This window comes from Oceanobacillus senegalensis (assembly GCF_900176885.1).
In the GTDB taxonomy this organism is placed as follows: Bacteria; Bacillota; Bacilli; order Bacillales; family Amphibacillaceae; genus Oceanobacillus; species Oceanobacillus senegalensis.
In genome coordinates, this window is the sequence record NZ_LT839648.1 from 3,380,227 (window position 1) to 3,402,078 (window position 21,852).

General features: G+C 38.0%; 38 protein-coding genes. All 38 read right to left on the reverse strand.

The features are described from left to right. Window positions 1-45: 45 nt before the first annotated feature. The 38 genes from CAO17_RS16275 to tuf all read right to left on the reverse strand — a co-directional run bounded on the left by CAO17_RS16275 (window position 46) and on the right by tuf (window position 21,812). Window positions 46-1,266 (reverse strand): ISL3 family transposase, encoded by a 1,221-nt coding sequence (locus tag CAO17_RS16275; protein WP_085991018.1) that lies wholly within the window; start codon window positions 1,264-1,266, stop codon window positions 46-48. A 202-nt stretch (window positions 1,267-1,468) separates the two neighbouring features. Beyond that, entirely contained in the window at window positions 1,469-1,861 is a 393-nt protein-coding gene (gene rpsI / locus CAO17_RS16280) for a 30S ribosomal protein S9 (RefSeq protein WP_085993653.1), read from the reverse strand. Between the two features lie 19 nt (window positions 1,862-1,880). Next, the gene (gene rplM, locus CAO17_RS16285; RefSeq protein WP_085993654.1) at window positions 1,881-2,318 is read right to left on the reverse strand and encodes a 50S ribosomal protein L13; all 438 of its coding nucleotides are present in this window, start codon (window positions 2,316-2,318) and stop codon (window positions 1,881-1,883) included. 164 nt (window positions 2,319-2,482) lie between these two features. Beyond that, entirely contained in the window at window positions 2,483-3,226 is a 744-nt protein-coding gene (gene truA / locus CAO17_RS16290) for a tRNA pseudouridine(38-40) synthase TruA (RefSeq protein WP_085993655.1), read from the reverse strand. 14 nt (window positions 3,227-3,240) lie between these two features. Beyond that, window positions 3,241-4,044, reverse strand: a complete 804-nt coding sequence (locus CAO17_RS16295; protein ID WP_085993656.1) for an energy-coupling factor transporter transmembrane component T family protein — start codon at window positions 4,042-4,044, stop codon at window positions 3,241-3,243. Then, window positions 4,041-4,910, reverse strand: a complete 870-nt coding sequence (locus CAO17_RS16300) for an energy-coupling factor ABC transporter ATP-binding protein (protein WP_085993657.1) — start codon at window positions 4,908-4,910, stop codon at window positions 4,041-4,043. Before CAO17_RS16300 ends, CAO17_RS16295 begins: the two co-directional genes overlap by 4 nt. Continuing rightward, the gene (locus CAO17_RS16305) at window positions 4,886-5,725 is read right to left on the reverse strand and encodes an energy-coupling factor ABC transporter ATP-binding protein (RefSeq protein ID WP_085993658.1); all 840 of its coding nucleotides are present in this window, start codon (window positions 5,723-5,725) and stop codon (window positions 4,886-4,888) included. Before CAO17_RS16305 ends, CAO17_RS16300 begins: the two co-directional genes overlap by 25 nt. Before the next feature lie 141 nt (window positions 5,726-5,866). Further along, window positions 5,867-6,220, reverse strand: a complete 354-nt coding sequence (gene rplQ / locus CAO17_RS16310; protein ID WP_085993659.1) for a 50S ribosomal protein L17 — start codon at window positions 6,218-6,220, stop codon at window positions 5,867-5,869. A 46-nt stretch (window positions 6,221-6,266) separates the two neighbouring features. Then, entirely contained in the window at window positions 6,267-7,211 is a 945-nt protein-coding gene (locus CAO17_RS16315; RefSeq protein WP_085993660.1) for a DNA-directed RNA polymerase subunit alpha, read from the reverse strand. A gap of 203 nt (window positions 7,212-7,414) precedes the next feature. Beyond that, window positions 7,415-7,804, reverse strand: a complete 390-nt coding sequence (gene rpsK, locus CAO17_RS16320; protein ID WP_085993661.1) for a 30S ribosomal protein S11 — start codon at window positions 7,802-7,804, stop codon at window positions 7,415-7,417. Between the two features lie 18 nt (window positions 7,805-7,822). Continuing rightward, window positions 7,823-8,188, reverse strand: a complete 366-nt coding sequence (rpsM, locus tag CAO17_RS16325; RefSeq protein WP_085993662.1) for a 30S ribosomal protein S13 — start codon at window positions 8,186-8,188, stop codon at window positions 7,823-7,825. Between the two features lie 21 nt (window positions 8,189-8,209). After that, window positions 8,210-8,323: a 50S ribosomal protein L36 gene (gene rpmJ / locus CAO17_RS16330; protein ID WP_010095733.1), complete on the reverse strand. Its 114-nt coding sequence runs from the start codon at window positions 8,321-8,323 to the stop codon at window positions 8,210-8,212. A 30-nt stretch (window positions 8,324-8,353) separates the two neighbouring features. Continuing rightward, a complete protein-coding gene (infA, locus tag CAO17_RS16335; protein ID WP_085993663.1) occupies window positions 8,354-8,572 on the reverse strand; it encodes a translation initiation factor IF-1 in 219 nt (72 codons plus the stop codon). Then, the gene (locus CAO17_RS16340) at window positions 8,559-8,885 is read right to left on the reverse strand and encodes a KOW domain-containing RNA-binding protein (RefSeq protein WP_085993664.1); all 327 of its coding nucleotides are present in this window, start codon (window positions 8,883-8,885) and stop codon (window positions 8,559-8,561) included. Before CAO17_RS16340 ends, infA begins: the two co-directional genes overlap by 14 nt. A gap of 168 nt (window positions 8,886-9,053) precedes the next feature. Next, window positions 9,054-9,698, reverse strand: coding sequence for an adenylate kinase (locus CAO17_RS16345; protein WP_085993665.1), 645 nt, complete (start codon window positions 9,696-9,698; stop codon window positions 9,054-9,056). A gap of 33 nt (window positions 9,699-9,731) precedes the next feature. After that, the gene (secY, locus tag CAO17_RS16350) at window positions 9,732-11,024 is read right to left on the reverse strand and encodes a preprotein translocase subunit SecY (RefSeq protein WP_085993666.1); all 1,293 of its coding nucleotides are present in this window, start codon (window positions 11,022-11,024) and stop codon (window positions 9,732-9,734) included. Next, the gene (gene rplO / locus CAO17_RS16355) at window positions 11,024-11,464 is read right to left on the reverse strand and encodes a 50S ribosomal protein L15 (RefSeq protein ID WP_085993667.1); all 441 of its coding nucleotides are present in this window, start codon (window positions 11,462-11,464) and stop codon (window positions 11,024-11,026) included. Before rplO ends, secY begins: the two co-directional genes overlap by 1 nt. A gap of 31 nt (window positions 11,465-11,495) precedes the next feature. Further along, window positions 11,496-11,678, reverse strand: coding sequence for a 50S ribosomal protein L30 (gene rpmD, locus CAO17_RS16360; protein ID WP_085993668.1), 183 nt, complete (start codon window positions 11,676-11,678; stop codon window positions 11,496-11,498). 16 nt (window positions 11,679-11,694) lie between these two features. Beyond that, the gene (gene rpsE, locus CAO17_RS16365) at window positions 11,695-12,198 is read right to left on the reverse strand and encodes a 30S ribosomal protein S5 (RefSeq protein WP_085993669.1); all 504 of its coding nucleotides are present in this window, start codon (window positions 12,196-12,198) and stop codon (window positions 11,695-11,697) included. A gap of 24 nt (window positions 12,199-12,222) precedes the next feature. Beyond that, a complete protein-coding gene (gene rplR / locus CAO17_RS16370; RefSeq protein ID WP_085993670.1) occupies window positions 12,223-12,585 on the reverse strand; it encodes a 50S ribosomal protein L18 in 363 nt (120 codons plus the stop codon). Between the two features lie 32 nt (window positions 12,586-12,617). Next, window positions 12,618-13,154 (reverse strand): 50S ribosomal protein L6, encoded by a 537-nt coding sequence (gene rplF, locus CAO17_RS16375; RefSeq protein WP_085993671.1) that lies wholly within the window; start codon window positions 13,152-13,154, stop codon window positions 12,618-12,620. A gap of 29 nt (window positions 13,155-13,183) precedes the next feature. After that, complete coding sequence (rpsH, locus tag CAO17_RS16380) at window positions 13,184-13,582, reverse strand: 30S ribosomal protein S8 (protein WP_085993672.1); 399 nt, start codon at window positions 13,580-13,582, stop codon at window positions 13,184-13,186. A gap of 30 nt (window positions 13,583-13,612) precedes the next feature. Then, the gene (locus CAO17_RS16385; RefSeq protein WP_047185890.1) at window positions 13,613-13,798 is read right to left on the reverse strand and encodes a type Z 30S ribosomal protein S14; all 186 of its coding nucleotides are present in this window, start codon (window positions 13,796-13,798) and stop codon (window positions 13,613-13,615) included. A 28-nt stretch (window positions 13,799-13,826) separates the two neighbouring features. After that, on the reverse strand, window positions 13,827-14,366 hold the full coding sequence (gene rplE / locus CAO17_RS16390) for a 50S ribosomal protein L5 (RefSeq protein WP_085993673.1): 540 nt from the start codon (window positions 14,364-14,366) through the stop codon (window positions 13,827-13,829). 26 nt (window positions 14,367-14,392) lie between these two features. Next, window positions 14,393-14,704: a 50S ribosomal protein L24 gene (rplX, locus tag CAO17_RS16395; RefSeq protein WP_085993674.1), complete on the reverse strand. Its 312-nt coding sequence runs from the start codon at window positions 14,702-14,704 to the stop codon at window positions 14,393-14,395. A gap of 36 nt (window positions 14,705-14,740) precedes the next feature. Then, window positions 14,741-15,109 (reverse strand): 50S ribosomal protein L14, encoded by a 369-nt coding sequence (gene rplN / locus CAO17_RS16400; protein WP_085993675.1) that lies wholly within the window; start codon window positions 15,107-15,109, stop codon window positions 14,741-14,743. Between the two features lie 42 nt (window positions 15,110-15,151). Next, entirely contained in the window at window positions 15,152-15,415 is a 264-nt protein-coding gene (rpsQ, locus tag CAO17_RS16405; protein WP_085993676.1) for a 30S ribosomal protein S17, read from the reverse strand. A 28-nt stretch (window positions 15,416-15,443) separates the two neighbouring features. Further along, window positions 15,444-15,641 (reverse strand): 50S ribosomal protein L29, encoded by a 198-nt coding sequence (gene rpmC / locus CAO17_RS16410; RefSeq protein WP_085993677.1) that lies wholly within the window; start codon window positions 15,639-15,641, stop codon window positions 15,444-15,446. Further along, a complete protein-coding gene (gene rplP, locus CAO17_RS16415) occupies window positions 15,631-16,065 on the reverse strand; it encodes a 50S ribosomal protein L16 (RefSeq protein WP_085993678.1) in 435 nt (144 codons plus the stop codon). The genes rpmC and rplP overlap by 11 nt, the downstream gene beginning before the upstream one ends. A 20-nt stretch (window positions 16,066-16,085) precedes the next feature. Continuing rightward, the gene (rpsC, locus tag CAO17_RS16420) at window positions 16,086-16,727 is read right to left on the reverse strand and encodes a 30S ribosomal protein S3 (RefSeq protein WP_085993679.1); all 642 of its coding nucleotides are present in this window, start codon (window positions 16,725-16,727) and stop codon (window positions 16,086-16,088) included. 3 nt (window positions 16,728-16,730) lie between these two features. Continuing rightward, complete coding sequence (rplV, locus tag CAO17_RS16425; protein ID WP_085993680.1) at window positions 16,731-17,072, reverse strand: 50S ribosomal protein L22; 342 nt, start codon at window positions 17,070-17,072, stop codon at window positions 16,731-16,733. An 18-nt stretch (window positions 17,073-17,090) separates the two neighbouring features. Then, a complete protein-coding gene (gene rpsS / locus CAO17_RS16430) occupies window positions 17,091-17,369 on the reverse strand; it encodes a 30S ribosomal protein S19 (protein WP_085993681.1) in 279 nt (92 codons plus the stop codon). Window positions 17,370-17,426: 57 nt separating this feature from the next. Continuing rightward, on the reverse strand, window positions 17,427-18,257 hold the full coding sequence (gene rplB / locus CAO17_RS16435) for a 50S ribosomal protein L2 (protein WP_085993682.1): 831 nt from the start codon (window positions 18,255-18,257) through the stop codon (window positions 17,427-17,429). A gap of 31 nt (window positions 18,258-18,288) precedes the next feature. Continuing rightward, complete coding sequence (gene rplW, locus CAO17_RS16440; protein ID WP_085993683.1) at window positions 18,289-18,576, reverse strand: 50S ribosomal protein L23; 288 nt, start codon at window positions 18,574-18,576, stop codon at window positions 18,289-18,291. Beyond that, a complete protein-coding gene (gene rplD, locus CAO17_RS16445) occupies window positions 18,576-19,199 on the reverse strand; it encodes a 50S ribosomal protein L4 (protein ID WP_085993684.1) in 624 nt (207 codons plus the stop codon). The genes rplW and rplD overlap by 1 nt, the downstream gene beginning before the upstream one ends. A gap of 26 nt (window positions 19,200-19,225) precedes the next feature. Beyond that, window positions 19,226-19,855: a 50S ribosomal protein L3 gene (rplC, locus tag CAO17_RS16450; protein WP_085993685.1), complete on the reverse strand. Its 630-nt coding sequence runs from the start codon at window positions 19,853-19,855 to the stop codon at window positions 19,226-19,228. Between the two features lie 28 nt (window positions 19,856-19,883). Continuing rightward, entirely contained in the window at window positions 19,884-20,192 is a 309-nt protein-coding gene (gene rpsJ, locus CAO17_RS16455) for a 30S ribosomal protein S10 (RefSeq protein ID WP_085993686.1), read from the reverse strand. 429 nt (window positions 20,193-20,621) lie between these two features. Beyond that, window positions 20,622-21,812: an elongation factor Tu gene (gene tuf, locus CAO17_RS16460; protein ID WP_085993687.1), complete on the reverse strand. Its 1,191-nt coding sequence runs from the start codon at window positions 21,810-21,812 to the stop codon at window positions 20,622-20,624. Between the last annotated feature and the right edge of the window lie 40 nt (window positions 21,813-21,852).

A 21,852-nucleotide genomic window follows, 5' to 3' on the forward strand; every position in this document is an offset into this window, starting at 1 on the left:
GGTTCTAAGTCAAATGTTGGGGTGGGGCTATTAGCTCCTACCCCTTTAACCTATTGAATTGGCTACGGATTTAAATTGATGGTGTAATAATACCCTTAATCTCAATCGATCATATCTCTTGAATCCAAAGGCATTTCTCTTGATAACCTTTGTTTGATTATTCAATCCTTCAATAAACCCATTACTATACCCAAAGGCAAAGCTGTTCAATATTTCAGGTTGCCAATTTTGTAGCGTCTGTATCGCTTTTTCAAATTCCTCTAAACCCGCATCTTTTACTTGCGTATAAAACTGATACAGCCCTTCTTTAACCTCTTTCATATTATCTTTTCCTATTTTCTTTGCTTCTTCAAACCAAGTTCGATAAGATTCTTTTAACCCATAAGCTGTTCTCAAATCTTCTGATAACCCTAAATATCTTTCTAAGTACCAATGTTGTTTTGCGCTAAGGGCTTCATAATGCTTATAAAATACATGCTTCATTCGCTTGCACTTTTTACGATCATAAGGGTGGAATTCTTTTTGAACTCGTCTTCGCACACGTTCGAGTGCCCAATAAATATAACGACAGAAATGAAATCGATCCGCTATAATAATAGGATTCCCCAATGCTTGTTGAACAGCTGATTTAAAGCTATGACTCATATCCATAATGACTATTTCTACTTTTTCTCCCTTTTCCTGTAGATACTTTTTCACCGTTTTTACGGACCGATCAGGAAGAATATCCAAAGGCTCACCTGTCTCACCATTACCGATAATGGTTTGATATTTACCTTTATTTGTATCGCCCTTATATTCATCGATCGCTATTACCCGTGGCAGAGCTTTAACCTCACGTAATTTACCAGCTGATACGTTATCAAAACGTCGCATAGCTGTATTGGATGACGTATGAAATTGGGCAGCAGTATCCTTGAAATTCTTCCCCTTTATCACTCGAAAACCTAACGCCTGATTCCATTCCACCGTATGTCGCTGATAACGATAGACAATATTATTGTTTTCTACAAACCTCTTTCCACACTCACACCTATAACGACGCTTACGATAAAAAATATAGGTTCTACGTTCAAACAATTTTAAATGCTGAATTTTTTGCACTCGATAATCATGAATACGCTCTGTTATCTCCCCACAAGAAGGGCATTTATGAGGTTTTTTTGGCAACTGAACATGAATATGAAAGGATCCCTCTATCTCCTCTGTTTTCGTTATTTTCATTTCTTCTAATCCAGGTAATTTCATGTTAAAATACATATACACGCAACTCCTATCCACTTGTTTCTCGTCAATTCAAGTTTAAAGGATATAGGAGCTTGCGTGTTTTTTTATGCTTAAATTTTATTAAAACCCCAACACATATTTTAGAGCCATTAAAACCCCACCCTTTATTTTAGAGCCACTTTTTTACCAATTAAAAAGACCCTCTCCACCGAAGTGAAAAGAGTCTTGAAACGTTGAAATCTTAACGTTTTGAGAATTGTGGTGCACGACGAGCGCCTTTAAGACCGTATTTCTTACGCTCTTTCATACGAGCATCACGAGTTAGGAATCCTTCACGCTTCAATGTTAAGCGATATTCAGGATCTGCTTGTAATAACGCGCGAGCAATTCCATGGCGGATAGCACCAGCTTGGCCAGTGAAACCTCCACCATCAACGTTAACTAAAACGTCATATGTTCCTTCTGTTTCAGTAGCAGCTAAAGGCTGGTTTAGAATTAGAAGTTGTGTTTCATATGGGAAATAGTCTCTTGCATCACGACCATTAATTTTAATGTTACCTGTACCTGGTACTAAACGTACACGAGCAGTTGACTTTTTACGACGACCTGTTCCATAATATTGTACTTGTGCCAAAATCATTTACCTCCTTTAATTACCCACGAAGCTCATAAACTTCTGGTTTTTGTGCTTGATGATTATGCTCAGAACCTCTAAATACATGTAGCTTTTTACCCATTCTACGGCCTAAAGGTCCTTTTGGTAGCATACCTTTAATAGTACGTTCAATCATTTCTTCCGTATATTTAGAGCGCATTTCGTTTGCAGAACGCACTCTCATTCCACTTGGATGTCCTGAGTGGTTATAATACATTTTATCGTTTAATTTGTTTCCACTTAATTCAATCTTTTCTGCATTAATGATAATTACATGATCTCCAGTGTCAGCGTGTGGTGTGTAAGTTGGTTTATGCTTTCCGCGAAGGATTGCAGCAACTTCACTCGCTAGACGACCAAGACGTTGGCCTTCCGCATCCACAACAAGCCATTTGCGTTCAATATTGTTTTCATTCGCCATGAAAGTTGTGCGCATGATATATTTCCCTCCATAATTCATAAGTCGTTTCCATTTATTTTTAATTCTTAAACATAATTAGTTTCCGGGGCTAATCATGGTTTTTAAGAAGTAAAATGCCATAAATCATAATATAACACATCAGGGTCTGTTGTCAAGTTAATCCACTATTTTTCGGTATTTTACCCGTATTGAACTTGCCATAAATATAATCCCTGTGGATCTATCGTTTTTCCTGCAAACCGGCGATCTTTTTTTTCTATTAGATCCAGAATATCACTAGGACTACGTTTACCCTGTCCTACATCTAAAAGTACACCAACCATAATTCTTACCATATTATATAAAAATCCGCTTCCACGGAATATAAACTCTATTATAGTACCATTTTTTTTACAAGATGCATGGTAAATGGTACGAACCTTATTTCCTTTCACTGTTGCCTTTGGAGATGAAAAAGTCGTAAAATCATGTGTTCCTTCTAAATATCGACAAGCAGCATTTATTTGCTCGATGTTTAATGGATATGGAAAATGGTACATATAGTTGCGCTTAAAAATATCCGGTATGTGATCATTTAAGACGTAATAATGGTATTCCTTTTCTACCGCATCATACCTAGCATGAAAATCAGTAGAGACCTTCTCTACCTTGTCTATATATATATCATCTGGCAACTGTGTATTCAAAGCCTTTTGCCAGTTTAATTCAGGGATTGTATGGAATGAATCAAAATGAATAACCTGTCCCATGGCATGCACTCCAGCATCCGTACGTCCTGAGCCTACTATACGTGTTACTTGCCCCTTATGCATTCTTGTTAAAACTTTTTCCATTTCACCTTGAATGGTACGTTTATCCGGCTGAATTTGAAAACCATAAAATGATGAACCATCATATTGTAAGGTGCATTTTAGTCTTTCCATAACAACAGCCTTTCTTACCCATAGTTTCTTGTATAAAATAATATGACTATTACAATAATAAATATAATATAAGCAACCACATCAATAGAATCTATTTTTAACTCCCTTAACTTAGATCTTCCATGTCCTCCTTGATACCCTCGTGCTTCCATGGCCATAGCAAGCTCTTCTGCGCGTTTAAATGCACTTACAAATAGCGGAACGAGTAAAGGGACTACAGCTTTAATTCGCTCTTTTACTGGGCCTGTTCTAAAGTCTACTCCACGTGATGCTTGTGCCCTTGATATTTTATCTGTTTCTTGCATTAAAGTAGGTATAAATCTTAAGGATATAGACATCATGAGGGCTAATTCATGTACTGGGAACTTTATCTTATTCAAAGGATCCAGCATATCCTCAATAGCATCCGTTATTTCAATCGGTGTCGTGGTTAGTGTCAATAGAGAGGTTACTAGTATTAGTAAAAAGAAACGTAACGATATAGCAAACCCTTGAATAACACCACCAGAATAAAACTCAAATATCCAGTAATCAAAAATCACCGTTCCTTCTTTAGTTACAAATAAATGCAAAATAAAGGTAAATATAATGAGGATCCAAACAGGAGTTAATCCTTTCAATATAAAGCGAATGGGAACCCTTGATGTAAACATACTACTTAACGCAAATAAAACTAAAATACCATAACTAGGAATATTATTTGCAAAAAAGACAATAAATACATAGAAAAAAATGATTGTTATTTTTGTCCGTGGATCCAAGCGATGTACAAACGATTTCCCAGGAACATATTGTCCAATAATGAGGGAGTTATTCACGAGGACTCAACTCCCATCAAAGCTTCCCTTATTTGAAAGGCAAGCTCTTTCATGGATTGCTTTTCATACAAAAGTGAAGTACTGTATTTTTCATTGAAACGGTTTAAAAAACTAACAATTTCGGGAACATCTAGTTGCACCTTATGTAGTGCTTCCTTTTGAGTAAATACTTCCTCTGGTTTACCCTCCATATACTTCATGCCCTTATTTAAAATAATCACATGGTCCGCATATTTTAAAGCATCCTCCATGCTATGGGTTACTAATACCGTAGTTAGTCCCTTTTCATAGTGTAATTTATAAAACATATCCATTATTTCCTTTTGACCACGTGGGTCTAATCCTGCAGTAGGTTCATCTAATACTAAAATATCGGGATTTACAGCCAAAACGCCTGCAATAGCAACACGACGCATCTGTCCACCACTTAAATCAAATGGTGAACGGTCAAGGACGTCCTGCGGTAATCCGACAGCAGGAACAATGGATTGAATGCGTTTTTCTATTTCCTCCTTAGAAACACCGAAATTGTCCGGGCCAAATGCAATATCCTTCTTAACTGTTTCCTCAAACAATTGATGCTCAGGGTACTGAAAAACGACTCCAACTCGACTACGTAATTCCTTCATGTTATTTGGTTTCTTCTCTTTCGATAACGAATAGTCCCCTATTCGAACCTTTCCCTTCGTAGGAATAGAAAGACCGTTTAAATGGCTTATTAGCGTTGATTTACCTGAACCAGTATGCCCAACAATCGCTACAAACGACCCTGATTTAATATGAAAGGATACATCCTCTAATGCTTTGTGTTCAAATGGCGAATTATGCTGATAAATATAGGTTACGTTTTCGAATTTAATGTCCATAGGTCCTCCAACAACTCTTCATGGTTTAAGGGCTCTTTCGAAATGGATACCCCAATTTTCTTTAACTCATTGGCAAGTATCGCTACAAAAGGAACATCTAGTCCAATCTCCCTTAATTCATCCATTTTAGAAAAGACATTCCTTGGTTCAGACTCCATCCATCGTTCACCCTCGTTCATAACAATTACCCGATCGGCTTGAGCAATTTCATCTAAATCATGCGTAATAGTAATGAGTGCAAGTTCTTGCTTACTCTGTAACTGGGATACAGTCTTTAATATTTCTTTACGACCATTTGGGTCTAGCATAGCAGTCGCTTCATCTAACACTAAAACCTTTGGAGATATGGCTAATACACTCGCAATAGCAACACGTTGTTTCTGTCCTCCAGAAAGACGATGTGGTTCTGTCATTCTATAGTCTTGCATACCAACTGCCTTTAACGTGGAATCGATTTGGTTGAGCATTTCTTCTCTTGGAACTCCGCGGTTTTCCATTCCAAAAGCTACATCATCCTGCACAGTTGCTCCAACAAACTGATTATCTGGATTTTGAAACACCATACCAACTTCCTTACGTATATCCCATACCGTGTCTTCTGTAACCTTTTTTCCTGCTATCAGGATTTCACCCTCTTGGGGAAAAAGCAATCCATTGATTAGTTTTGCAATGGTTGATTTTCCAGAACCATTATGCCCAATAATGGCGACCCATTCATTCTCTCCGATCTGAAATGAGACATCATTTAATACCCAGGGCCCATTCTCACTATAACGAAAGGACACATTTCTAAACTCTATTAACTTGTTCGACATATCATCGTCCCCCTGAAATCCTGGTACAGAGATTATAAATATACTATATCTAAATTAACTATGCTCTATAACTGTACAAAAAAAGGGCTTGGAATCACCTCATAAGAGATTTGAGTCCTGCCCTTGCCGCATGTTGCATCATTAAACTAATTCAATGATAGCCATTTTTGCACCATCACCTTGGCGTTCACCAAGCTTAAGTACACGTGTATATCCACCTTGTCTTTCTTCATAACGCGCAGCAACGTCATCAAATAATTTTTGAACTACATTGTTCTCATCATCCGTTTCTTTATTATAAAGAAATGCAGCTGCTTGACGGCGTGCATGAAGATCACCACGTTTACCTAATGTAATCATTTTATCGACAATAGATTTTAATTCCTTTGCCTTGGCTTCTGTTGTTTCAATGCGTTCATGAATAATTAAATCAGAAGCAAGGTTACGTAGAAGTGCCATACGGGCATCTGTTGTACGTCCTAATTTTCTAGCCATGGACTAACCCTCCCTTATTAAAGACTCTAGGTGACTGTGATATTAATCAGTCATCTTCTCGTAAACCTAGACCAAGCTCATCTAATTTAACTTTTACTTCCTCTAGGGATTTACGACCCAAGTTACGTACCTTCATCATATCTTCTTCCGATTTATTCGCAAGTTCTTGAACAGTATTAATTCCAGCACGTTTTAGACAGTTGTAAGAACGAACAGATAAGTCCAATTCTTCAATAGTCATTTCCATTACTTTTTCTTTTTGATCTTCTTCTTTTTCTACCATAATCTCAGCATTTTGTGCTTCATCTGTTAATCCTACGAAAATATTAAAATGTTCCGTAATGATTTTTGCACCTAAGGAAATTGCCTCTTCAGGACGAATACTTCCATCCGTTGCAATATCTAATGTCAACTTATCAAAGTTTGCATCTTGCCCAACACGGGTGTTTTCTACCTGATAAGTCACTCGTGACACAGGCGTAAAAATAGAATCAATTGGAATTACTCCAATTGCTTGTTCTTCTCGTTTATTCTCGTCTGCTGGACGATAGCCTCGACCACGCTCTGCTGTAACTTTCATATGCAAGTTACCTTTACTATTTAATGTAGCAATGTATAGATCTGGATTAAGAACTTCTACATCACTATCATAAGTGAAATCCCGTGCAGTAACTTTGCCTTCACCTTGAACATCAAGTTCCAATGTTTTTGGTTCATCCGAATAGATTTTCAAAGCTAATTTTTTTAGATTTAAAACTATTTGAGTTACATCTTCCACAACACCATCAATCGCTGAAAACTCATGTAGTGCCCCATCGATTTGAACGGATGTAACAGCAGCACCTGGAAGTGAGGACAGTAAGATACGACGCAAGGAGTTTCCTAAAGTGGCACCATATCCACGTTCAAGCGGTTCGACTACGAATTTTCCAAATGTAGCATCCTCGCTAATTTCAACCGTTTCAATTTTTGGTTTTTCAATTTCGATCATTAAAATAAAACCCTCCTTTAAAACGTCGAAACCCCGGCTAGACCATAGTCTAACCGAAATTCCCCAAATAGGCAGTTGGCGTTTCTGCGCTACCTTTTATTTTACGTACTGGTTTATCTTCGATGCTGTAAGTGATGTATAATCACTAATATTTAGCTATCATAACCCATTATAGACAGGGTGACAAATTCTATACGGTAAAATTAAACACGACGACGTTTTGGTGGGCGACAACCATTATGAGGAACTGGTGTTACATCCACAATAGCAGTAACTTCTAAACCAGCTGCTTGAAGTGAACGGATTGCAGCTTCACGTCCAGCTCCTGGACCTTTAACTGTAACTTCTAGAGTCTTCATACCATTTTCAATTGCGGATTTTGCAGCTGTTTCAGCAGCCATTTGTGCAGCAAATGGTGTAGACTTACGAGATCCTTTGAAACCTAACGCACCAGCAGAACTCCAGCCGATTGCATTACCTTGTTTGTCAGTAATCGTTACAATAGTGTTATTAAAGGTAGAACGGATGTGTGCAACTCCGGATTCAACATTCTTTTTCACGCGACGTTTACGTGTATTTGTTTTACGTGCCATTCTTTATACCTCCTTTTCTTATTTTTTCTTATTAGCCATAGTTTTACGTGGGCCTTTACGAGTACGTGAGTTGTTTTTTGTCTTTTGTCCACGAACTGGTAAACCACGACGATGACGAAGACCTCTGTAAGAACCGATTTCCATTAGACGCTTGATATTAAGTGATACTTCACGACGAAGGTCACCTTCAATTGTATATTGATCAACGATTTTACGAATGTTTCCTAATTCGTCCTCTGTTAAATCACGTACACGAGTGTCTTCTGAAACGCCAGCTTCTTTAAGGACTTTCTGTGCAGTTGACTTACCGATACCATAGATATACGTTAATGAAATTACTACACGTTTTTCACGTGGAATATCAATACCTGCAATACGTGCCATTAACCTTTTGCACCTCCTTGATTAACCTTGTTTTTGTTTATGTTTAGGATTTTCACAAATCACCATTACTTTACCTTTACGCTTAATTACTTTACATTTTTCGCATATCGGTTTTACAGATGCTCTTACTTTCATCAGTTTTACCTCCTTTAACATGGAGAGAGTCTATTTATAACGGTACGTAATTCGTCCTCTTGATAAGTCATATGGAGAAAGTTCAACCGTTACTTTATCACCTGGTAAAATACGAATAAAGTGCATACGGATTTTACCAGAAACATGAGCCAATATTGTATGGCCGTTCTCAAGTTCAACATTAAACATCGCATTAGGCAATGTTTCAGTTACGGTACCTTCGACTTCAATTACATCATCTTTCGCCATCGTGTAGATCTCCCTTCTTCAGTTCAGTCACAATCTCACTCATAAACTTGGATAAGGCAAATCGTAATTTCCCATTTGTGACACGACCAGTTTCTAGAAGGCTATTTCGGACTTCTGGGGAAACATAATCCATCAACTCTATATGTTGTACATTCTTTTTCTTTGGTCGATTTGTTTTTCGCTTTTCCCCATCTGCTAGTAAGACAAAACGGTCATCCAATGGTTCAATAATAATCATATGCTGACCCGCTTCACGTCCATTCAGAACACGAACAACTTGACCTACAAGCGGAATGTGAGCACCTTCGTTCAACAAGATCACCTGCACTTAGGCTATAGTTTGATTGTCACCATAAAAGGTTCATTTACCTGTGTCACTTTTATTAAAAGTCTTACATGAGTTTTCCTATATCAACACATTTATTATAACGATAAACAAAATGAAATGCATCTATTCACTGTATCTCGTAAATAACTGTGTTTATTTATCAAGGAAACCTTGAATATCTTGGAAAACTTCATCAATCTCTTGATCTCCATTTACTTTAACAAGATATCCTTTTGCATCGTAAAAATCAAGTAACGGTTGTGTTTGCTCAACATTTACGGATAAACGTGTTTTAACCGTTTCTGCTTTGTCATCATCTCGTTGGATTAATTGTGCTCCATCTTTGTCACAAACTCCCACTTCTTTAGGGGGATTAAAAATGACATGATATGCAGAACCACATGTTGGACAAATTCTACGACCAGTTAGACGCTCCACTAATTTTTCTTCCGGTACATCTACATGTATTACATGATCAATGGACTGACCTAATTCAGATAAAAGTTCCTGCAAAGCTTCTGCTTGAGCAATTGTTCTTGGGAAGCCATCTAACAAGAAACCATTATTACAATCGTCTTTACTTAAACGCTCTTTAACAATTCCGATTGTTACTTCATCCGGAACAAGCTCCCCTTGATCCATATATTCTTTTGCTTTCTTTCCGAGCTCTGTACCTTCTTTTATTGCTAATCGGAACATATCCCCTGTAGAAATATGAGGGATATTGTATTTACTATTAATTTTATCCGCCTGTGTGCCTTTACCAGCACCAGGCAATCCCATTAATATTAAGTTCATCTTTTTCCCTCGCTCTCTATTGGCAGCAGGAAATTACTTAATAAATCCTTTGTAGTGACGTTTCACTAATTGTCCTTCAAGTTGCTTCATGGTTTGCAACGCAACACCTACAACGATTAGTAAACTTGTGCCGCCGATTTGTACTGCGGTCGGTAGATTAGCAAGACCACCTAGAATAATAGGTAATACGGAAACAGCAGCCAAGAAAATAGATCCAACAAACGTTAATCGATTGATAACCCTTGTTAAATAAGTCTCCGTATTATGACCAGGTCTAATCCCAGGTATATATCCACCTTGCTTTTGTAAGTTTTCCGCCATTTGCTCTGGATTAACTTGAACAAATGTATAGAAATACGTGAAAGCAATAATTAAAGCAACATATATCACCATACCAATTGGCTGTGTGTAATCAAATATTTGTGCAATAGTTGCTGCAACTTGCCCTTCAAAGAAACTGGCAACCGTGCTCGGTGCTATAATAAATGCAATAGCAAAGATTACTGGAATAACCCCTGCAGCATTAACTTTTAATGGTAAGTGAGTTGATTGCCCACCAACCGGAGAACGATTGACAAGTTTTTTTGCATATTGAACAGGAATCTTTCTTAAAGCCTGGTTGACATAGATTACACCAACCGTAACCGCAACTGCTACCAAGGCAATTAAAGCAACTATGATTATATTGATAAACAATTGTTCTCCAGGATTGATAAAATACTGACTATACAATTGCATGACCCCATTTGGCACTGCAGCTAGTATACCAGCGAAAATTAAAATGGAGATTCCATTTCCAACACCATGTGCTGTAATTTGTTCACCTAACCACATTAAGAATGCTGTACCTGCAGTTAACACAATTGCTATAACAAGGAATTTAACAAAGTTAGGATTCTCTATTAATAATCCACCAGCAAGTGCGTTAAATCCGATAGACATTGCAATTGCTTGAATAAATGCTAATACTACTGTGAAATAGCGGGTGAACTGAGCAAGTTTTTTTCGTCCCATTTCACCTTGCTTTTTCCACTCTGTAAACTTAGGAACGACATCCATCTGTAATAATTGCATGATGATCGATGCTGTAATGTATGGCATGATCCCCATTGCAAAAATAGAAAAGTTCTGTAACGCCCCGCCACCAAATGTATTCAAAAAGCCAAATACATTTTGTTGACTATTCATGAAGTCAATAGCTTCATTATTAGTGAATGGTACAGGTATAAATGTACCTAGACGGAAGATAACCAACATCAATAATGTAAATAGTATTTTCCGTCTAATATCAGCAACACGCCAAAAATTGGAGAGTGTCCGAAACATTAGATCACCTCAGTCTTACCGCCCGCTGCCTCAATAGATTCTTTTGCAGAACTAGAGAACTTATGAGCTTTAACTGTTAGTTTCTTATCGATAGCACCTTTACCAAGCACTTTAATGCCTGCCTTAAATTTGCTAACGATACCTTCTTCTAGTAATAGCTCAGGAGTAACTTCAGTACCATCTTCAAAACGATTTAATGCTTCTAAATTAACGATAGCATATTCTTTACGATTGATATTTGTAAAACCACGTTTAGGTAAACGTTGGAATAGAGGCATTTGTCCACCTTCAAATCCAGGACGTACGCCGCCACCAGAACGAGCTTTTTGACCTTTGTGACCTCTACCGGAAGTTTTACCATTACCGGATGAAGGACCACGACCAACACGGTTTCTGTTCTTACGAGTTCCTTCTGCAGCTTTTAATTCATGCAGTTTCATTCAGGGCACCTCCTCTTTAAACTTATATTTATTAAACTTCCTTAACCTCTACAAGATGAGATACTTTCGTAATCATACCACGTACGGATGGAGTATCTTCTAAAACAACGGATTGGCGAATCTTTTTAAGACCTAACGCTTCAACAGTTTTAACTTGTTTATCTTTTCTGCCAATAACACTCCGTGTGAGGGTGATCTCTAATTTTTTAGACATAATATTTCCCTCCTTATTATCCTAACAGTTCTTCAATAGACTTTCCACGCAATTTGGCTACGTCTTCAGCACGTTTTAGCTGACCAAGACCTTCCATTGTAGCGCGGATGACATTGATTGGTGTATTTGCACCTAAGGATTTAGTAAGAATATCGCCAACACCTGCAAGCTCCAAGACAGCACGAGCTGGCCCACCAGAGATAACTCCAGTACCCTCTGCCGCGGGTTTCATTAATACTTTTCCGGAACCAAATCGTCCATGTACTTCATGAGGGATAGTAGTTCCAACTATTGGTACTCTAATTAAATTCTTTTTAGCATCATCAACAGCCTTTTTAATCGCTTCAGGTACTTCTTGTGCTTTACCAGTACCAAAACCTACATGGCCATTTTTATCACCAACAACAACTAATGCAGCGAAACGAAAATTACGTCCACCTTTAACAACTTTTGCAACACGATTTACCGCAACAACGCGTTCTTCAATGTCTAGTTTGTTCGCATCAATATTTGCTCTCATTTTTTCGGTTCCCTCCTTTTTATATTAAAATTCTAATCCTGCCTCACGGGCAGAATCTGCTAACGCTTTAACACGTCCATGATAAAGATATCCGCCACGATCAAATACAACTGATTTAAATCCATTTTCTTGGGCACGTTTAGCAATCAATTCACCGACTTGTTTTGCTGCTTCAACGTTACCAGTTGATTCAACATTAAGTTCTTTATCATTTGTAGAAGCACTTGCAACTGTTACATTTTTAACATCATCAATTAATTGTGCATAGATATGCTTATTTGAACGATATATGTTTAAACGTGGACGCTCAGCAGTACCTGTAACATTTTTACGTACACGGTTGTGTCTTCTTTTGCGAATAACGTTTTTGTCAGGTTTTGTGATCATCTAGGTCACTCCTTTCTGCTCCCTAACTAATCTTACTTAGCAGTTTTACCTTCTTTACGACGTACATATTCATCAACATAACGAATACCTTTACCTTTATATGGCTCTGGTGGACGAATCGCACGAATATTTGATGCAACAGCACCAACTAATTGTTTATCAATACCTTTCACAGTAAGTTCTGTGTTCTTAGGCACTTCAATCTCAATTCCGTCGATTGCATCTATTTCAACCGGATGTGAATAACCTGCATTAATTACAACTTTGTTGCCTTGTTTTTGTGCACGGTAACCAACCCCGATAATTTCAAGTTTTTTCTCAAAGCCTTTACTTACACCCTCAACCATGTTGTTAATCAAACTACGAGTAGTACCATGTAATGCACGGTGTTCTTTACTATCTGTAGGTCTTTCAACAGTAAGAACATTACCTTCTAAAATGATTTTCATATCACGAACTAATTCTCTTGTAAGTTGACCTTTAGGGCCTTTAACAGTAATTGTATTTCCATCAAGCTTAACTTCTACAGCTTCAGGAATTTCAATTGGTTTAAATCCTATACGAGACATTCATTGCACCTCCTCTATTTAACAATTAATTACCAAACGTATGCTAATACTTCGCCGCCAACTGCTTGAGAACGTGCTTCTTTATCTGAAAGCACTCCTTTTGAAGTTGAAACGATAGCAATACCTAGACCATTTAGTACACGAGGTACTTCATTAGCTTTAGCATATACACGTAAGCCTGGTTTACTGATACGTTTAAGACCAGTTATAACTTTCTCCTCATTTGGACCGTACTTAAGGAAAATTCGTAGAACACCTTGTTTATTATCTTCGATTACTTCATAGTCTTTAACGAATCCTTCACGTTTAAGAATATCAGCAACTTCTTGCTTGATTTTTGAAGACGGTAGTTCTAATTTTTCATGTTTAACCACGTTTGCATTACGAATACGAGTAAGCATATCTGCAATTGGATCTGTCATAGTCATTACTAAAATACCTCCTTCCCGAATTGGGGATTACCAACTTGCTTTTTTGACACCAGGAATTTGACCTTTATAGGCAAGTTCACGGAAACAAATACGGCAAAGTTTAAATTTACGAATTACAGAGTGTGGACGACCACAGCGTTCACAGCGTGTATATTCACGTACTTGATATTTTTGTGGGCGTTTTTGTTTCGCAACCATTGATTTTTTAGCCACAATTTTCCCTCCTTATTTAGCTCTTAACTTATTTTTGGAAAGGCATGCCTAACTGACTTAAAAGTTCACGAGCTTCTTCATCAGTATTAGATGTTGTAACGATAACGACATCCATACCACGAACTTTATTTACTTTATCGTAATCAATTTCTGGGAAAATTAGTTGTTCTTTAACGCCTAATGTATAGTTACCACGACCATCAAAGGCTTTTTTAGAGATCCCACGGAAGTCACGTACACGTGGAAGTGATACTCCAATTAGCTTTTGTAGGAATTCATACATGCGTTCACCGCGAAGAGTTACTTTCGCACCGATAGGCATCCCTTCACGTAGACGGAATCCAGCAATAGATTTCTTCGCACGAGTGATAAGTGGTTTTTGACCAGAAATTAATGATAGTTCTTCAACAGCATTATCTAATGCTTTTGAATTTTGAACTGCATCACCAACACCCATGTTGATAACGATTTTTTCAATCTTTGGTACTTGCATAACAGATTTATAGTTGAATTTATTCATTAAAGATGGAACGATCTCATCTTTATATTGTTGTTGTAATTGATTCATCATGTCGCCCTCCTTCCGTTAGCGTATTATTTATCTAAAGGTTCACCGGACTTTTTAGCGATTCGGACTTTCTTTCCGTCACGTACTTCGTGTCCAACACGAGTTGGCTCACCGGATTTAGGATCTATTGGTAACACATTGGAAACATGGATAGGTGCTTCAATGTTTAAGATTCCACCTTGTGGGTTTTCTTGAGAAGGCTTTGCGTGTTTTTTAATCATGTTAACTCCTTCTACAAGAACACGTTCTTTTTTAGGGTAAGCTTCGAGAATTACTCCCTCTTTACCACGATCTTTGCCAGATAATACTTTTACTTTATCACCTTTTTTGACATGCATGCTTTACGCACCTCCTTGACAAGTCAATTTATAAGCTTATAGAACTTCTGGAGCTAGAGATACGATTTTCATGAATTTAGCATCACGTAATTCACGCGCAACAGGTCCAAAAATACGTGTTCCTCTTGGACTTTTATCGTCACGTACAATTACGGCAGCATTTTCATCAAAACGAATATATGATCCATCTTTACGGCGAGCACCAGATTTACTACGTACAACAACAGCTTTTACAACATCACCTTTTTTGACAACGCCTCCTGGTGTTGCTTGTTTTACGGTACAAACGATAACATCACCAATATTAGCTGTTTTACGACCTGAGCCACCTAAAACTTTAATGGCTAACAATTCACGAGCACCAGAGTTATCAGCAACTTTTAAACTAGTTTCTTGTTGAATCATAACACTGTGACCTCCCTTCGGACATCTTGAAAATCCGACTTATTATATAATTACTGCTTCTTCTACAACTTCAACTAGACGGAAACGTTTTGTAGCTGAAAGTGGTCTAGTTTCCATGATGCGTACTATATCTCCAACTTTTGCTTGGTTATTCTCATCATGCGTTTTAAATTTCTTAGAATATTTAACGCGTTTACCATATAATTTATGGTTTTTATATGTTTCAACAACAACTGTAATTGTTTTATCCATTTTATCTGAAACAACACGACCAGTATAAACTTTACGATTATTACGTTCAGTCATATGAGGCTAACCTCCTCTCTTGAATCAATTAATTAACGTTTATTTCACGTTGACGAATAACAGTTTTCATACGCGCAATAGCTTTTCTTACTTCACGAATACGTGCAGTGTTTTCTAATTGGCCAGTAGCTAATTGAAAACGTAAATTAAATAGTTCTTCTTTTAACGATTTTACTTTTTGTTCAATTTCGGCAGTGGTTAGATCTCTAATTTCATTAGCCTTCATTGTTTTCACCACCAATTTCTTCACGTTTTACAAATTTAGTTTTGATCGGTAGTTTATGAGAAGCAAGACGCAACGCTTCACGTGCAACTTCTTCAGGAACACCTGCGATTTCAAACATAATTTTTCCTGGTTTCACGTTTGCTACCCAACCTTCAGGAGCACCTTTACCAGAACCCATACGTACTTCTAGGGGTTTTTTAGTATACGGCTTATCTGGGAAGATTTTAATCCAAACTTTACCGCCACGTTTCATATAACGAGTCATCGCAATACGAGCAGCCTCGATTTGACGACTAGTAATTCTAGCAGGTTCTACTGCTTGAACGCCGTATTCGCCGAATGATACGGAAGTACCACCTTTTGCTTTACCAGACAATTTAGCACGATGTTGTTTACGATGTTTTACACGTTTAGGCATTAACATAATACATTTGCCCCCTTCCTTTATTTTTCATTTTTAGTTGGAAGGACTTCTCCACGATAGATCCACACTTTAACACCTAACTTACCGTAAGTAGTGTCTGCTTCTGCTGTTCCATAGTCGATATCAGCACGTAAAGTGTGTAGTGGAACTGTTCCTTCACTGTAGTGTTCTGCACGAGCAATGTCCGCTCCGCCAAGTCGTCCAGATACCATTGTTTTAACCCCTTTTGCACCAGCACGCATTGCACGTTGGATAGCTTGCTTTTGTGCGCGACGGAATGAAATACGGTTTTCTAATTGACGAGCAATGTTATCTGCAACTAGTTTAGCATTTAAATCAACTTTTTTAACTTCAACAATGTTAATGTGTACTCTTTTACCAGTTAATGCGTTTAATGATTTACGTAGAGCTTCTACTTCAGAACCGCCTTTACCAATTACCATACCTGGTTTACCAGTATGGATAGTAATATTTACGCGATTAGCTGCACGTTCAATTTCAATAGAAGATACAGCAGCAATCCTCAAGCGGTTTTCAAGATATTCACGAATCTTAATATCTTCATGTAATAAGTCTGCATAGTCTTTTCCAGCATACCATTTTGATTCCCAGTCTTTAATAACGCCGATACGAAGACCAGTTGGATTTACCTTTTGACCCACTAACTATCCCTCCTTCTTTTCTGTTACAACCACTGTAATGTGGCTAGTGCGTTTATTTATTCTACTTGCACGTCCTTGAGCACGTGGACGGAAACGTTTCAATGTCGGACCTTCGTTTACATATGCTTCAGAAATCGTTAGATTATCTGGGTCCATTTCATAATTGTGTTCTGCATTTGCAATAGCAGACTTCAATACTTTCTCTACAACTGGAGAAGCACCACGTTGTGTGTGTCGTAAAACTGCAACTGCTTCACCAACGTCTTTTCCTCGAATTAGATCAACAACTAAACGAACTTTACGAGGAGCAATACGAACTGTTTTTGCAACGGCTTTAGCTTGCATGTGATAGGCCTCCTCTCATTAACGTTTTGTTTTCTTATCGTCACCAGCATGCCCTCTGTATGAACGAGTTGGTGCGAATTCACCTAATTTATGTCCGACCATATCTTCGGTAATATATACAGGAACGTGTTTACGCCCATCATATACCGCAATAGTATGACCTACGAATTGTGGAAAGATTGTTGAACGACGTGACCAAGTTTTAACTACTTGCTTTTTGTCACTTTCGTTTAATCCGTCAATCTTTTTCATTAAATGGTCATCTGCAAAAGGTCCTTTTTTCAAACTACGACCCATGGATAAACCTCCTTCCAGAAGTGTGAGACGGGTCTATCTCCCGTCTGCTATTTCCGATTATTTTTTACGTTTACGTACAATATACTTATCAGACGGTTTATTACGTTGACGTGTCTTGTAACCAAGAGTAGGTTTGCCCCAAGGTGACATTGGTGACTTACGTCCGATTGGTGCACGACCTTCACCACCACCGTGTGGGTGATCGTTAGGGTTCATAACAGATCCACGTACAGTTGGGCGTTTACCTAACCAGCGTGAACGTCCTGCTTTACCAACACGAAGTAATTCATGTTCAACATTCCCTACTTGACCGATTGTTGCACGACACGTACTAAGGATTAAACGAGTCTCACCAGATGCCAAACGAACTAAGGTATATTTCCCTTCACGTCCAAGAATTTGTGCTTCAGAACCAGCAGAACGTGCAAGTTGTCCGCCATTCCCTGGTTTCAATTCAACATTATGAATCACTGTACCTACAGGAATGTTAGCTAATGGTAGTGCATTACCTAGTTTAATATCCGCATTTTCACCTGAAAGAACTTCTTGACCTACTTGTAGTCCTTTCGGAGCTAATATATAACGTTTTTCACCATCAACATAGTTAATTAACGCAATGTTAGCTGTACGGTTTGGATCATATTCAATCGTAGCAACGCGTCCTGGTATTCCATCTTTGTTGCGTTTGAAGTCAATAATACGATATTGACGCTTATGACCGCCACCATGATGACGAACAGTTAATTTCCCTTGATTATTACGTCCTCCACGTTTGTGCAACGGACTTAAAAGGGATTTTTCTGGTTGATCTGTAGTGATTTCTCCAAAATCAGATACAGACATATTACGACGACCGTTGGATGTTGGTCTGTACTTTTTAATCGCCATCTTATTTCCCTCCTTTTGTAATTACTAGTTTTTAAGCCTCAAAGAAATCTAATTCTTTGCTATCAGTAGATAATTGAACGATAGCTTTTTTGCGATTTGGACGGTATCCACCATATCGCCCCATACGCTTAAATTTACCTTTTAAGTTCAATGTGTTTACCTTAACAACATTAACACCAAAGATTGATTCAATTGCATCTTTGATTTCTGTTTTATTTGCTTTAGGGGATACTTCAAATGTGTATTTTTTTTCCGCCATTAAGTCAGCAGAATGTTCAGTAATGACCGGGCGCTTAATAATATCACGTGGGTCTTTCATTATGCAAGCACCTCCCCTGCTTTATCAGCTGCATCTTTTGTTAAGATTAGCTTGTCATGCGTAAGCAAGTCTAAAACATTAAGTTCCTCAACTGTTAATACTTTCACGGATTGAAGGTTGTTTGCTGAACGAGCAACAACTTCATCTTTAGCAGCAGTAACAATAATTGCTTTTTCATTTACATTTAATGCGTCTAGCATTTTAATAACTTCTTTTGTTTTTGGAGTGTCAATTGAAATCCCCTCTAAAACAATTAAGCTTTCTTCTTTTACTTTAGAAGATAAAGCAGATCTAACGGCTAAACGACGCACTTTCTTAGGTAGTTTGTAGCTGTAACTACGAGGTGTAGGACCGAATACAGTTCCACCGCCTACCCATTGTGGAGAACGGATTGACCCTTGACGAGCACGGCCTGTTCCTTTTTGACGCCATGGTTTACGACCACCGCCACGTACTTCAGAACGATTTTTAACATCATGAGTACCTTGTCTTAAAGATGCTCTTTGCATAACTACCGCTTCGTGTAAAACATGTGTGTTCGGCTCAATACCAAATACTGCATCATTTAACTCGAAGTCTCCTGCGTTACTTCCATCTTGTTTCAATAGTGCTACTTTAGGCATGACATATCCTCCCTTCGTTTGTATGATTAGTTACCTTTAATCGCACTTGTTACTTTAACATAAGATTTTTTGGCACCAGGTACATTACCTTTAACCAATAATAGATTTTTCTCAGTATCTACACTTACAATTTCAAGGTTTTGAATAGTTACTTGGTTAGAGCCCATATGTCCAGGTAATTTTTTACCTTTGAATACACGCATACCGTCGATGGAACCCATTGAACCTGGCGATCTGTGGTAGTGAGAACCGTGAGTCATTGGACCACGTTGTTGTCCGTGACGTTTAATCGCACCTTGGAATCCTTTACCTTTGGAAGTTCCGGTAACATCAACTTTCTCACCAGCTTCAAAAATATCAACCTTAATTTCCTGACCTACTTCATATTCGTCAAGATTTGCGTTACGGATTTCACGAACGTAGCGCTTAGGGGCTGTGTTTGCTTTTTCAGCATGACCTTTTTCCGCTTTATTAGTACGTGATTCCTTTTTATCTGCAAAACCGAATTGTAGTGCTTTATAACCATCATTTTCTACTGTTCTTTTTTGTAGAACTACGTTTGGCTCAGCTTGGATAACAGTTACTGGAATTAATTCTCCATTGTCTGTGAATAGCTGAGTCATGCCGATTTTACGACCTAAGATTCCTTTCGTCATCCGTTACACCTCCTAGTTTAACTCTATTTTATAGTTTGATTTCTATATCTACACCAGATGGTAAGTCAAGACGCATTAACGAATCAACTGTTTTTGGTGTTGGATCAACAATGTCGATTAGACGTTTATGTGTACGCATTTCGAATTGTTCACGTGAATCCTTATATTTATGAACCGCACGTAAGACTGTATAAACTGATTTCTCTGTAGGTAGTGGAATTGGACCAGATACATTAGCTCCAGAACGTTTCGCAGTATCTACTATTTTTACAGCTGACTGATCTAAAACACGGTGATCATATGCTTTCAAACGGATTCTGATTTTTTCTTTTGCCATTATTTTCCCTCCTTTATTACGCCTATATTATTATAGACATTCTCCGTGAAAATTTCTTGGACAACCAGCCATGGCAAAGGGGCCGGGTGTGCCAACAACCTCTCACATCATCGCTTTTATGACCAACATTAATAGTATAACAAAAGCGATTGGTCAATGCAACCTAATCTTTTACGTACCTATCGGTCACACATCTAGATATTATACATAGGTAAATCAACAATTGCAAGAGTTTATAGGAATATTTTAAACATGTTAGGAATATATTTTATTAGTTACGTCCAAGTACTTAATCTGATACCACTTATTTAACGTATGTCCTCTGATAGATTGTTGTTCTGCATAGAAGACTGCGGATAAAATTTAAAAGTAACAAAAGATCAATAAAAAAACAGGTAATGCTAGTGCATTACCTGTTCAATCAAATCATTATTTAATGATCTCAGTTACAACGCCTGATCCAACAGTACGTCCACCTTCACGGATAGAGAAGCGAGTACCGTCTTCGATAGCGATTGGAGCAATTAGTTCAACTATCATTTCCGTATTATCTCCAGGCATAACCATTTCAGTTCCTTCTGGAAGATTGATAACTCCAGTTACATCTGTAGTACGGAAGTAGAACTGTGGACGATAGTTTGAGAAGAATGGAGTGTGACGTCCACCTTCATCTTTAGATAGTACATATACCTCAGCTTTGAAGTTAGTATGTGGTGTGATTGAACCAGGTTTAGCTAACACTTGTCCACGGTTAATATCTTCACGAGCTACACCACGAAGTAAAGCACCGATGTTATCTCCAGCCTCTGCATAATCAAGAAGCTTACGGAACATTTCAACACCAGTTACAGTAGTCTTACCAGATTCTTCTGCAATACCGATAATTTCAACTTCGTCACCAACTTTAACTTGTCCACGTTCAACACGACCTGTTGCAACTGTACCACGACCAGTGATTGAGAATACATCCTCAACTGGCATCATGAATGGTTTGTCATTGTCACGTTCAGGAGTTGGAACATATTCATCAACTGCAGCCATTAGGTCAACAATTGCTTGTTCATATTTGTCATCACCTTCAAGTGCTTTAAGTGCAGAACCACTGATAACTGGTACATCATCACCAGGGAAGTCATATTCAGTTAGTAGGTCACGAACTTCCATTTCTACTAATTCTAGTAATTCTTCATCATCAACCATGTCTACTTTGTTTAAGAATACTACGATTGAAGGTACACCAACGTTACGTGATAATAGGATATGTTCACGAGTTTGTGGCATTGGACCATCAGCAGCAGATACTACTAGAATAGCTCCGTCCATTTGCGCAGCACCAGTGATCATGTTTTTAACATAGTCAGCGTGACCTGGGCAGTCAACGTGAGCATAGTGACGAGTATCTGTTTCATACTCAACGTGAGAAGTCGCGATTGTGATTCCACGTTCTTTTTCTTCTGGAGCACCGTCAATTTGGTCATACGCCATTGCAGAACCTTTACCAGATTTCTTATGCATTACAGTTGTAATTGCAGCAGTTAAAGTAGTTTTACCATGGTCAACGTGTCCAATTGTTCCAATGTTAACGTGACTTTTCGAACGATCGAATTTTTCTTTAGCCATTTATAGTTCCTCCTTTAAATAAATAAAAGTTTTTTTAAAA